The 11,806-nt window shown below is 60.9% G+C and carries 10 protein-coding genes and 1 pseudogene; 8 read left to right on the top strand and 3 right to left on the bottom strand.

Going from position 1 to position 11,806, the window contains the following annotated elements; genetic code table 11:
* Positions 1 to 34 precede the first annotated feature (34 nt).
* Positions 35 to 1,528: an AI-2E family transporter gene (locus tag HMPREF2537_RS11255; protein ID WP_070529092.1), complete on the bottom strand. Its 1,494-nt coding sequence runs from the start codon at positions 1,526 to 1,528 to the stop codon at positions 35 to 37.
* A 47-nt stretch (positions 1,529 to 1,575) separates the two neighbouring features.
* Between HMPREF2537_RS11255 and ychF the strand changes: the two genes are divergently transcribed.
* The 4 genes and pseudogenes from ychF (at position 1,576) to HMPREF2537_RS11240 (ending at position 5,248) form a co-directional block, all read left to right on the top strand.
* Complete coding sequence (gene ychF / locus HMPREF2537_RS11250) at positions 1,576 to 2,661, top strand: redox-regulated ATPase YchF (protein ID WP_010187319.1); 1,086 nt, start codon at positions 1,576 to 1,578, stop codon at positions 2,659 to 2,661.
* 30 nt (positions 2,662 to 2,691) lie between these two features.
* Positions 2,692 to 3,906, top strand: coding sequence for an amidohydrolase (locus tag HMPREF2537_RS11245; RefSeq protein WP_070529088.1), 1,215 nt, complete (start codon positions 2,692 to 2,694; stop codon positions 3,904 to 3,906).
* A gap of 119 nt (positions 3,907 to 4,025) precedes the next feature.
* A pseudogene (locus HMPREF2537_RS13080) lies at positions 4,026 to 4,109 on the top strand (peptidase C56); the annotation flags it as partial.
* A 227-nt stretch (positions 4,110 to 4,336) separates the two neighbouring features.
* Positions 4,337 to 5,248, top strand: a complete 912-nt coding sequence (locus HMPREF2537_RS11240; protein ID WP_070529085.1) for a cation diffusion facilitator family transporter — start codon at positions 4,337 to 4,339, stop codon at positions 5,246 to 5,248.
* On the opposite strand, the gene HMPREF2537_RS11235 is transcribed toward HMPREF2537_RS11240, so the two are convergent.
* Positions 5,234 to 6,196: a winged helix DNA-binding domain-containing protein gene (locus tag HMPREF2537_RS11235; RefSeq protein ID WP_070529081.1), complete on the bottom strand. Its 963-nt coding sequence runs from the start codon at positions 6,194 to 6,196 to the stop codon at positions 5,234 to 5,236. The two genes, HMPREF2537_RS11240 and HMPREF2537_RS11235, sit on opposite strands and share 15 nt — an antisense overlap.
* An 11-nt stretch (positions 6,197 to 6,207) precedes the next feature.
* Complete coding sequence (locus HMPREF2537_RS11230) at positions 6,208 to 7,755, bottom strand: succinic semialdehyde dehydrogenase (RefSeq protein ID WP_070529078.1); 1,548 nt, start codon at positions 7,753 to 7,755, stop codon at positions 6,208 to 6,210.
* Positions 7,756 to 7,845: 90 nt separating this feature from the next.
* Here HMPREF2537_RS11230 and HMPREF2537_RS11225 point away from each other — a divergent pair, with 90 nt between their 5' ends.
* The 4 genes from HMPREF2537_RS11225 (at position 7,846) to HMPREF2537_RS11215 (ending at position 11,591) form a co-directional block, all read left to right on the top strand.
* A complete protein-coding gene (locus tag HMPREF2537_RS11225; protein WP_246820321.1) occupies positions 7,846 to 8,613 on the top strand; it encodes an alanine racemase in 768 nt (255 codons plus the stop codon).
* A complete protein-coding gene (locus HMPREF2537_RS13075) occupies positions 8,610 to 9,017 on the top strand; it encodes a type III PLP-dependent enzyme domain-containing protein (RefSeq protein ID WP_246820320.1) in 408 nt (135 codons plus the stop codon). Before HMPREF2537_RS11225 ends, HMPREF2537_RS13075 begins: the two co-directional genes overlap by 4 nt.
* Positions 9,018 to 9,183: 166 nt before the next feature.
* On the top strand, positions 9,184 to 10,299 hold the full coding sequence (locus tag HMPREF2537_RS11220) for a D-arabinono-1,4-lactone oxidase (RefSeq protein ID WP_246820318.1): 1,116 nt from the start codon (positions 9,184 to 9,186) through the stop codon (positions 10,297 to 10,299).
* Positions 10,300 to 10,400: 101 nt separating this feature from the next.
* Entirely contained in the window at positions 10,401 to 11,591 is a 1,191-nt protein-coding gene (locus HMPREF2537_RS11215) for an MFS transporter (protein ID WP_070529071.1), read from the top strand.
* Positions 11,592 to 11,806: the final 215 nt, after the last annotated feature.

Raw genomic sequence — 11,806 nt, 5'->3', positions numbered from 1 at the left:
CTGTCATCATGGCATGCGCCCCGGACGTGAAGGGTTAGTCCTTATCCTTTGACTGCAACATCTGTTCGAGAGCGTTAATTGCGCGCTTGATCCCCGCTCGTGCTCCTCCATCGCGCTCACTGAAGCCCGCGTCAACGTCGACATTCGCGTCGATCTTTTGGTCCAGAGGGCTCGTACCGTTGTGGGCGACGTCTTCGGCTGCACCTTCGGGTGCGGCGTGGTCGGGGATGGACAGCCATTGTTCGCGCTTTCGGTCGCCCTGCTGTTGCGTATAGCGCCCGATGAGGAAACCAGCGACGGTCGAAAACTCCAAGTCTTCGGCAGTTCTCTCGCCCGACTGGAGCATCATCATGTCCTGGAAATAGCGGTAGACCACCGCGATGGTCGCTGCGGCTGGGACGGCGAGGAAACCACCGATGAGGCCGAAGAGTGCGGAACCTACGGTCACGGAAATCAACACGATAACTGGGTGCAGGTTCATGGCCTTCGACTGCAGCCACGGGGAAAGCACGTTGCCCTCGAGCTGCTGAACTAATAGGACCAAGCCAAGAACGAGCAGTGCTTTGGTAAGGCCCAAGGAGACCAGTGCGATGGTCACGGATAGGGCGCCGGCCACGATCGCGCCGACAAAGGGGATGAATCCGGCGATGAACGTGATGATGGCCAACGCCATGGCCAAAGGCACACCGATGAGTGCCAGGCCGAGGCCGATAAAGACAGCATCAACGGCGGAGACGACAGCTTGTGCCCGTACGAAACCACCCAACGTGCTCCACACGCGGGTCAACAGCTCAGTGAGGTGCCAGCCGGTCCGGCGGCCCGTGGCCTGGCGCAGCCACGGCAAGAAGTTGTGGCCGTCCTTAAGGAAGAAGAAGGTCAGCACCACGATGATGAAGAGCGTGACCACGATGGAAGTCGCCGTGCCAATGCCGGTGAATACGGAGCCCGCGATGGATCCTGCTTGGCGCTGTAGCCACAGGGCGATTTCATCGATGTAGCCGCCGATCTCATCCGCGTCGAGGTTGAGCGGCGGGCCCTGTGCCCATAGCTGCAAGCGCTGAATGCCCTCTACCGTCTGCAGATACAGTGTCTGGGACTGCCGCGCGAAGTCCGGTGCGATGAACATAAAAAGAGCGCCCACCGCAGTAAAAGACACCAGAATGGTCACTGCCGCAGCGAGAGCTGAGGGCAGTCCCTTGCGCCGCATGGCGCTCGCAATGGGGGCAAGCACAGTGCAAATAATCAGCGCTATGAGAACGGGCAGGATGCCGCGCCAAAAGTTGCCCAGCATGCGGAAGGAGGCATACAGGAATATCCCGATGATGGTCAGGCGGAGTGCCCACAGCGATGCGGACTTGATGACCTCGCCGACGACCACGGAGCGATCCACCTGGTTGCCGGGCGGGTGCGGAGAGACAGCGTTCAGCGAAGCAGCATCGACGGAGTCATCGAAACGCCCGCCGAGCGCTGCCTCCGCGGCGGCGAACTCAGAGGAAGAGGCGTTGGGGGATGGCTGATCAGAACTCACCCCACCATCTTGCCTCAAAAGATTCGGGGTGCGTTAGGATTGGCCCCGTGAGTCTTACACTTGGAATCGTCGGCCTGCCCAACGTGGGCAAGTCCACTTTGTTTAATGCCCTGACCCGTTCTGACATCTTGGCGGCGAATTACCCGTTTGCCACCATTGAGCCCAATGTCGGTCTCGTTGAGCTTCCCGATTCCCGCCTGAACCGCCTTGCGGAAATCTTCAGCTCCGAGCGCATCCTGCCGGCCACCGTGTCCTTCGTGGATATCGCCGGCATTGTGGAAGGCGCTTCCAAGGGCGAAGGCATGGGTAACGCCTTCCTCGCCAACATCCGTGAAGCTGACGCCATCTGCCAGGTGGTTCGTGCCTTCGCTGATGAAAACGTGATCCACGTCGACGGTGAGGTCAACCCGGCGCACGACATCTCCGTTATTAATACTGAGCTCATCCTCGCGGACCTCCAGACCATTGAGAAGGCCCTGCCGCGCTTGGAAAAGGAAGCCCGCAAGAACAAGGACTTGGCAGAGACCGTGGAGGAGACCAAGAAGGCCCAGGCCATCTTGGAGGATGACCGGACCCTCTTCGCTGCTTCCAAGAACAACGAGATCGACCTCGCGCTTCTGCGCGAGCTGCACCTCATGACCGCGAAACCCTTCCTCTACGTCTTCAACTCGGATGAGGCCGTGCTCACCGATGACGCCAAGAAGGAGGAGCTGCGCCAGCTCGTCGCCCCTGCGGAATGCGTCTTCCTCGATGCCCAGACCGAAACCGACCTCCTGGAGCTCGACGAGGCGGAGGCCCTGGAGCTGCTCGAGTCGGTAGGCCAGGAGGAGCCCGGCTTGGCGACGTTGGCCAAGGCCGGCTTCGCCACTCTCGGCCTGCAGACCTACCTGACTGCCGGCCCGAAGGAGGCCCGCGCGTGGACCATTAAGCAAGGCTCTGCAGCACCGCAAGCAGCCGGCGTTATCCACACCGACTTTGAGAAGAAGTTCATCAAGGCCGAAATCGTCTCCTTCGATGACTTGGACGCCGCCGGCTCCATGGCGGAAGCCCGCAATGCTGGCAAGGTGCGCCAAGAGGGCAAGGAGTACATCATGCAGGACGGCGACGTCTGCGATTTCAAGATCGGCGGCTAACCGTGCGCTCATAGCGCGTAGGCTGTGGGCATGAGTATTGCCCACATCCTAGATCGCGCAGCAGAGGCCACGCAGTGGCAAGAAGCCCTCTACAAGGATTTGCACCAGCATCCTGAGCTCAGCATGGAGGAGGAGCGCACCCGCGGCGTTATCGCGGATAAGCTCCGGGAGTTTCCTGGAGTTGAGGTGCTGGAATTCGGCGGGGGAGTCGTCGGCATCCTCCGAAACGGCGAAGGCTCGACGGTCCTAGAGCGCGCCGATTTCGACGGCTTGCCCATCACCGAGGACACCGGCTTGGACTACTCCGCTACGGGCGAGGCAATGCATGCCTGTGGTCACGATGCCCACGTGGCCGGGTTACTCGGCGCCACCGAGGCGCTGGCCAAGGCGACCGATGCGTGGTCCGGTACATTCGTCGCCCTTTTCCAGCCGGGCGAGGAAACCGCGGAGGGCGCGCAGTCCATGGTGGATGCAGGGCTCACCGATAAAGTCCCCACGCCTGATGTGGCCTTTGGCCAGCACATCTTCATTGATAAGAACGCCCCAGCCGGCAGCGTACTGATTGCGCCCGGCCCAGTCTTGTCTACAGCGACCTCACTCACGGTCACCGTTTATGGTCACGGTTCCCACGGCTCGATGCCGCACCTCAGCGTCGATCCTGTGGTGCTGGCCAGCTCCATCGTTCTGCGGCTGCAAACAATTGTCTCCCGTGAGGTCGATCCGCACCAGTTCGCCGTGTTGACCGTTGGGGCACTGCAGGCGGGCTCGAAGGCAAACATCATCCCGGACTCGGCGACCCTGCGCATCAACATCCGTGCTTATGATGAGGATGTCAGGGCTCAAATCGTTGAGGCGATTCACCGCATTGTGAAGGCAGAGTGCCGGGCAGCGATGTCCCCGCGCGAGCCAGAGTTTGCGCAGAGTGATAATTACCCCCTCACCGTCAACGATGAAGACGTGACTGAAAAGGTGCGCGCGCAGCTTATCGACGTCCTCGGCAGCGACAATGTTCTCGACATGGAGCCGTGGACGGCGTCCGAAGATTTCTCACGCATCCCCGATGCCTTTGGCGCTCCCTATTGTTTCTGGGGCTTCGGCGGGCGTACCGATGGCGCATCAATTCCCAACCACAACTCGCGATTTGCTCCGGAGCTGCAGCCGACGCTCACCACGGCGACGCAGGCTCTCATCGCCGCTGCTTACGCCTATCTGGGTAATCAGCGTAAGGATGTCCTTAAGGAGTAGCTGGGAACATGGGGCGGTCGACATGCTGCCCGCGCACCCAACTCGAAAGCGTTCGGGTGTAGCGACGTGGTAGGCGAGTTCTCTCCGCTGGAGGCAGTCAAGAAGGCAGGCGCTGCCTGGGTCTGGTTTCCTCCCGTACCCCGGACGATCTCCCAGCCTTCAACGCTAAGTTGGTTGAGGAATTCGCAGAGGGCCAGCACTAAACCTTATGTTTAGTAAAGCCGCGGGTGCGCAACCCGCGGCTTTTGCGTCTTGCTTCCGCTGTAAGGCCTCTATAATGTTAGATATTCCTGAAGGGGAGTAGTTCCCTCGGATACTTTCCGAGATGCCTGGTCGACATACTGGCTTTTCCGCCCGGCCAGCCAGCGTTTGCACAGCCTGCGGCGTGAACGAGACCTTCGGTCCGCACCCGAACCGAAGGAGTTTTCACTTGTCTTCTCTTAGCTCAGAGCAACTGCTGCTCGAGCGCTTTATGAAGCTCTCTATCGCCACCGCAGTGGCCACGATTGCGCTCAAGGTCATCGCTTCCGCGGTGACGGGATCGGTGGGCTTTCTTTCCGACGCCCTCGAATCCGGCGTTAACCTCGTCGCCGCCGTTGTGGGGTTTGTGGCTATCAAAATTGCGGCAAAGCCGGCCGATGCGAACCATCAGTTCGGTCACGGCAAGGCCGAGTATGTGTCCGCGCTGGTCGAGGGTGTGATGATTTTCGTCGCTGCAGCGATGATTATCTACATGGCCATTCGCCGTTTTCTGGATCCGCAGCCGCTGGAGCAGCCTGGGCTTGGCCTCCTGCTGTCGCTTGTGGCTTCCTTGCTTAACCTGGGCGTGGGCCTTCTGCTTGTGCGCGCGGGCAGGCAGCATCGTTCGGCCACCTTGCAGGCGGATGGAAAGCACCTGCTTACCGACGTTTGGACGTCCGTCGGCGTCCTCCTTGGCATCGGCGCGGTCAGCCTCACGGATTGGTTGTGGCTCGACCCAGCCATCGCGTTTGCCGTGGGCCTCAATATTTTGTGGACGGGCTACAAGCTGCTCAAAGAATCACTGAGCTCCCTGTTGTCGGAGTCCCTGCCTAAGGAAGAGCACGCCCAGCTGGACGCGCTTCTCAATGAGCTGGAGGACCACCACCAGGTCTCCTTCACCTCACGCCGCACGGTCGCGGCAGGGCGCCAGCGCCTTGTTTACCTCACCATGGATGTTCCCGGCGAGTGGACGGTACTGCACTCGCACACAATCGCCGACCGCATCGAAGACGCCATCGATGAGCTTTTTCCCGGTGCGGAAGTGTTTATCCATGTCGAGCCCGAAGGAACGGTTCATCGCCGCATCCTACGGATGCCGTAGGCTGGCCACGCCGCGTCCGCCTTCCATGACCCACGGCCAACTGAGGCCATTTCGAGTGAGGACGTTTGCTCGGATCTCATCGGGCACGATCCAATCCTTGTTGGCATAGCCCAGCAGGTATTCGTCGAAGGCAGGGAGTTCGAGCCGGATTTTTAAGGCACCGTCGATTTCGCTCGCGGTGACATCCTCCTGCCAGCCCGCCATCCACAGTCTCTGCCCATCATGGTTAACGGTCGTGGCCTCCGTGCTCGCAAGAGCCTTGGCGGCCTGGGACTTGCTGAGCTTGGACCATGTTTGGAGGTCGGCTACGGACACGGGGCCATGGCCTTCGACATAGCGCTGGGCCAGCTCAGTAAGCGGTTCCTCTGGCTCGCGCTGGACGGTAGGTAGCGCATCGACATGGAGGAAGGTCTCTTGGTTGCCAGCTTTTGGGCCCTGGACTAGGTCACCTGCCCCGCCGAAGGCACGCAATAAGTGGGAGCCGCGACCATCTGTGGGATCCACGCCTGTCTCGGCGAAAAGCTCGTAGACCTCCGCGCGAGTGAGAGGCTCGGTGGCTGCGCCATGTAGTGCTTCCGAAGCTGCTGCCACCATGTCCTCGCTGAGCCCCAAGCTCGGTCGCCGGGATTTCTGGCTGGAGGCCACGCGCGGATAGAGCAAGCGGGACATCCAACGGACGTCGGCAGCCGGCATGAAGTGCAGCGTGCCGCGCTGTGGCCAACAGCGCACCACGCGATACCTTTTTATCTCCTCCACAACCTTGTCTTCGTCACACCCGGCGCGCAGGGAGAGTGCACGAACGCCGGCATCGTAGGTCTGACCCTGCAGGGCGAGGAGATGCTCAGCGACGTCCAGCGCCGAGGCGAGCGATGGCCTCGCGGCCGATGGGGCGAGGCCTTGAGCAATGAGCCGGCGGGCTAGAAGCTCGTCGCGGTTAAGTTCCTTCATGGCTGTCTAGATTAGAGCCGGAAGGTCTTCATCAGCTGCATGCCCGTCGATACCAGCTGGCGGAAGCGTTCCGGCGAGATGTACTCCGACGGCGCAAGCGGGTGCAGGCGCTGCTCGGCCACGGTTCGCTCGTTGGCCCACAGTCGCATGCCGGTAATGCCGTGGCGGTGATTGAGGCCAGACTCCTTGACGCCTCCACCGGGGGCGGCGATGGAGCCATAGGCGGCGGCGAAGCCTTCGTTGATGTTGACCATGCCGGCCTCCAGCTGGGAGGCAACCTTCCACGCGCGGCGGGAGTTTCCGGACCACACGGAGGCAGAAAGACCGTAGGTGGTGTCATTGGCGCGCTGGATGGCCTCGGCATCAGAGCTCACCGCATACACCGCCAGTACTGGGCCGAAGGTTTCGGTGGCATAGAGATCCATCTCTGGGGTCACGCCGGTCAGCACGGTGGGCTCGTAGAAGAAGGGGCCGAGGTCCGGTCGAGCCTTTCCGCCGTAGACCACGGTGGCTCCCTTGGACACGGCGTCTTCGACGTGGGCTTGAACGGCATCGAGCTGGCGTTGCGAGGTCAGCGAGCCGATGGTGGCAGCATCGGAGAATGCCGCCCCGAGCACTTGCTGGTCCAGTGCATTTGTGAGTTCTGCGAGGAACTCCTCAAAGACGCTCTCGTGGACATAGGCGCGCTCGGCGGACATGCAGAGCTGCCCGGAGGAAGAGAATGCGGTGCGCACGGTACCTTGGGCGGTGGACTTAAGGGGGGCGTCGTCAAGCACCAGCATCGGGTTCTTGCCGCCTAGCTCCAGCATGGTGGGGATGAGGCGCCCCGCAGCCTGGGTAGCGATGGACTTACCGGCCTTGGTGGAACCGGTAAAGGAGAGCCCATCCACCAGCGGAACCAGGGCATCACCCACCTCCGCCCCGCGGCCGGGAACCAGCTGCCAAGCGGCCTCCGGAAGGCCCGCCTCAATGGCTAAGCGTCGCAGTAGAATCGCTGTCAGCGTGGTCTGAGAATCCGGCTTGTGGACCACGGCATTACCAGCAGAAAGGGCCGCCAGAACATCGCCCACACCGAGGGACAGAGGATAGTTCCACGGAGAGATAAGTCCCACCACGCCCAGCGGGTAGTGCTGGGTGCGCGTTTTAGTCAGCACGGGAAGCGCGCCGGGGTGGCGGTCGTTTCCGAAAGCCTTGCGGATGTTGACGGCGTAGAAGCGCGCACAGTTATACAGATCCATCAGCTCGTCATAGGCGTGGGAGCGGGACTTGCCGTTCTCGGCTTGGATGAGGTCGAGAATGAGCTCCTCGTTCTCGTGGACGAGGTCGTGCAGGCGCAGCAGGATGGCGGCGCGGTCACCTTGGCCAACGCCGGTACGCGCATAGGTGACTGCCTTCTCGACGTCCCCGGCGGTGGCGACGGGGAAGCTAAAGAGCTCCTCACCGCTAAATGGCGCGTGGGCCTGGTGCTGCTCACCCGTGCCGCGCACATCGCGGGCGGGGTCCGTGTCCAAGAAATTGAGCACTCGCTGGGGCAGACAGGTCTGAGTGAAGGTCTTCATGCGGTCTATTGTCCCAAAAATATGTGATGGCGCTATGAGTCTTTCGAGATTTGTCTCACAAACTAAACTAGTTGTGGTTAGGATGACGCTATGCCAATCCTCGCGACCACTCCACAGGCCCAGGTACGCGCGGCCGTTGAGCCGCTCGTCAGATCAGGAGAAAGCCCAGCGCCCGTGGGCGTTATTGACCTCGCCGCGTTTGACTACAACGCTGCGCAGATGCCGACTCGTGCCGGAGGACTGCCGATCCGCGTGGCCTCGAAGTCAATACGCAGCGTGGCGGCACTTCGCCGCGCCCTCGAGCATGAGGGATACCGGGGTATCCTCGCGTATTCCGTTCCAGAGGCGCTGCATCTGGTGGGAGAGGGCTTCCGTGACATCGTGGTGGCCTACCCGAGCGTCAATCGGAAGGCTCTGCGTGAGCTCGCAGCGGATGACACTGCGTGCGAGGCCATCACCATCATGGTGGATAGTGCTGAGCTCCTAGACCTGCTTGAGGGTTCCCTGCGCGTGGCCATTGACATAGACTGCACCCTCCATTTGCCGGGTGCGGTTATCGGCCCGCGGCGCTCGCCCGTGCGCACACCGGAACAGGTCTCAGCGCTAGCCCATGAGATTCTTCGCCGCGGGCACCGGCTTGTCGGACTCATGGCCTATGAAGGGCAGGTGGCCTCCGTCGCGGATGGCCTGCCAGGTCCGGTGGGGCGGTCAAGCGCTGGTTGCGTTCGAAGTCCATGGCTGACCTTGCCCCGCGACGCCGTGCCTGCGTGGAGGCCGCGCGGGAGGTGTCGGACATCGAATTCGTTAACGGCGGTGGCACGGGCAGCCTTCAAGAATCCGCGGCCGAGGGAACCTTGACCGAGCTGGCCGCTGGATCCGGTTTCTACACACCAGCGATCTTCGATGATTTCACTGGCATCAACCACAAGGCGGCAGCATTCTTCGTCTGCCAGGTCTCCCGCGTTCCCGCGTCGGGCTGGGCCACGGTCAACTCCGGAGGCTGGATTGCCTCCGGGCCACCCGCGAAGGATCGCGTTCCGGTTCCGGTGTGGCCAGAAGGGCTGCGCTATTCCAGCACGGAGGGTGCCGGTGAGGTGCAAACTCCGCTACATGGGGCTGACCTGAACGTCGAGGACTTGGTGTGGTTCCGACACGCCAAGGCCGGCGAAATGACAGAGAACGTCGACCGCCTTTTGGCCGTTGGACAAGACGGCGTTGATGTATGGGACACCTATAGAGGAGAAGGATGGACACTCCGATGACAACCGCATTTAGTAATTGGGCAGGATCGGTCACTACGAAACCGCAGGAGTTTGTACAGCCCTCCCGCATCGACGAGATCCCTGGAATCATTAGCCGCTCCCGCAGCGTGCGTGCTGTGGGTGCCGGCCACTCTTTCAGTCCCATTGCGGCGGGGGGGAGGAGACGATGCTCAATCTCGATCACGTGAGTGGTCTGGTGAGCGTCGACAAGCAGTGCAAGCGCGTCCGTTTCCTGGCGGGCACTCGCTTGCGGGACGTGCCTAAGCTCCTGCGCCCGTTTGGGCTTGCTCTGGCTAACCAGGGTGACGTGGACCCGCAATCGCTGGCGGGCGCGATTTCGACGTCGACCCACGGCACCGGCATCAATTACACAGGCTTTGCGGGCACGGTTACTGGGCTGACGCTTATCGACGCCGACGGTAACACCCGCACCTATTCCATCGACGAAGACCCAGAGCTCCTTCGCCTCGTGGTGGTTAGCGTTGGCGCGCTCGGCGTGGTCGTCGAGGTCGAAATGCAGTGCGTGGATGCCTTCGACCTGCTGGCGGAAGAATCCGGCATTGCCTTCGATGAGCTGATGGACAACTGGGAGGAGCTCTCCCGCAGCGTCGATCACTTCGAGTCCTATTGGTTCCCGCATACCGACCGCGCCATGGTCAAGGCCAACACGCGCCTCGAACCGACTGGGGAGCGCCGCTCACGGCTTAAGCAGCTTATCGACGACGAGCTCATCGGCAACGGTGCCTTCGCCGCGGCCCTAGCGTTGGGGCGCCTTCTTCCCGGGACGATCCCGACGCTCAACAAGTTCGCTACCTCGGTCATCTCTCATAACCGCTACCGTTCCGCTGCTCACGACGTATTTGTCAGCCCGCGCCGGGTTCGTTTCCACGAGATGGAGTACGCCGTGCCGCTTGCCGACGGCCCCGCCACCGTCCGCGAAATCCGCCGCTTCATCGACGAGCAGGATTGGCGGATCGGGTTTCCGATGGAGCTGCGCACGACGGCCGCAGATGACGTTGCTCTCTCGACGGCATCCGGCCGCGAATCTATGTACATTGCCTTCCACATTCCGCGTGCGCTCAACCCGCAGGATTATATGCCGAAGCTGGAGCCGATCCTCCATGCGGCCGGTGGACGCCCGCACTGGGGCAAGATGAACTCCCTGTCCCGAAAGGACTTTGCTCAACTTTATACAAGATTTGATGAGTTCTGTGAGTTGCGCGAAAGGATGGACACTGATTGGAAGTTTGGTTCACCCTACCTGCGGAAACTGTTCGGATAGGGGCGTCGTCAAGCGTGGTACAACCCTGAGGGTGGATTCGAAAGTATCTCTGATCTTTGATAGCGTGTGGAAGTCTTAATTCCATAACGCTGTCGAAGAAGGTGTCTCAAACGTCCTCTGAATCCCAGTCCCTCATTACGCCGACATTCGTGTTTGCGTGGTTGGTCAATTTCGCCCAATTTACGGTTTTTTATCTGCTCGTGACCTTCATGGCGCTCTATGCTGTCGAGCAGTTCCAAGCCTCGGACACAGCGGGCGGGTTTGCCTCAAGCGCCTTCGTGGTGGGGGCGACGATTGCTCGCCTCTTTTCGGGCTACATTGTGGATGCTGCTGGGCGGAAGCGCTCGCTGGTCATCTCCCTCATCGTGGTCACTGTGGCGATGGCGCTGTATTTCCCAGCTCAGTCACTGCCACTGTTGTTTGCTGTCCGCATCTTGCACGGCTTCGGCTATGCGGTGGCGTCGACGGCTGTGATGGCCGTGGCGCAATCGGTGATTCCTGACCATCGCCGCGCTGAGGGAACCGGTTACTTCGCCTTGGGTACAACGTTGGCCACTGCCTTTGGCCCAGCGGCTGGATTGGCGATTGTTCACAGTGCTGGCTATAACACCGTGTTTCTGGTGGCGCTGACACTCACGGTAGTGGCCTTGGGGTTGGGGCTCGTCGTCAAGGCTCCAGCGGAGGAGCGGCGTAGTGTCTCCTTCTCTTTGGGGAATATTGTGCACCCAGCCGTGGCGCCATTCGGTGTCTTCATCCTTTTGGTCGGTGTAGCTTATACGGGCATTATTACCTTCCTGAATGGCTATTCCTCTCACGCCGGTCTGGAGAAAGGCGCTAGCTACTTCTTCTTGGCTTATGCGGTGGTGAGCCTCATCCTGCGTTTTGTGCTGGGCAAGCTGCAGGATCGTCGCGGTGACAACATCATCATCTACTCCTCGCTCGTCTTCTTTATCGCTGGCTTGGCTGTTCTGGCTTCGGCTGGTGCTGATTGGCAGATTGTTGCGGCGGGTGCCTTGGTGGGCATCGGATACGGCTCTATCCTGCCGGCCGGTCAGGCTATCGCTGTGCGTCTGGTGCCGATGTATGAGATGGGTGCGGGCATCTCGACCTTTTTCTTGCTGCTGGACCTAGGCATCGGCTTCGGCCCGATTCTGCTGGGGCAGGTCATCTCCGCGACGGGATACTCCGCCATGTACTGGATGCTGGCGGCTTTGATGCTAGTTGCCTCAGTGGTCTATTTCTTTGTTCATGGGCGCAAGGATATTGCGCGCGGTGATATGCGTTACGAATAAATCACTCACTAGCGTCGCGCTTCCCGACGCCCAGTAGGACCTCCTCGCCCCACGTGCCACCGACATCGCGCGTGGGGCATTAATCGTTTCCTCTTGTGAGTGCTGCTGATTGAGGTTCGAACACATCACCTAACGCGTGATGGTTACCCCCGTTTGTAGTAACGACTTGACGTGAATTCATTGCTGGCTATAGCCATGCGGGGTGTGTGGTACTA

The organism is Corynebacterium sp. HMSC074E01, assembly GCF_001808885.1.
Taxonomy (GTDB): domain Bacteria; phylum Actinomycetota; class Actinomycetes; order Mycobacteriales; family Mycobacteriaceae; genus Corynebacterium.
The sequence above is the reverse complement of the archived record's forward strand: the minus strand, read 5'-3'. Positions and strand labels throughout refer to the sequence as shown.

Bases quoted from the DNA above. Each gene is read 5' to 3' on its own strand.
- HMPREF2537_RS11245 (WP_070529088.1), top strand. From the start codon at position 2,692: ATGAGTATTGCCCACATCCTAGATCGCGCAGCAGAGGCCACGCAGTGG.
- HMPREF2537_RS11225 (WP_246820321.1), top strand. From the start codon at position 7,846: ATGCCAATCCTCGCGACCACTCCACAGGCCCAGGTACGCGCGGCCGTT.
- HMPREF2537_RS11230 (WP_070529078.1), bottom strand. From the start codon at position 7,755: ATGAAGACCTTCACTCAGACCTGTCTGCCCCAGCGAGTGCTCAATTTC.
- HMPREF2537_RS11220 (WP_246820318.1), top strand. From the start codon at position 9,184: ATGCTCAATCTCGATCACGTGAGTGGTCTGGTGAGCGTCGACAAGCAG.
- HMPREF2537_RS11235 (WP_070529081.1), bottom strand. From the start codon at position 6,196: ATGAAGGAACTTAACCGCGACGAGCTTCTAGCCCGCCGGCTCATTGCT.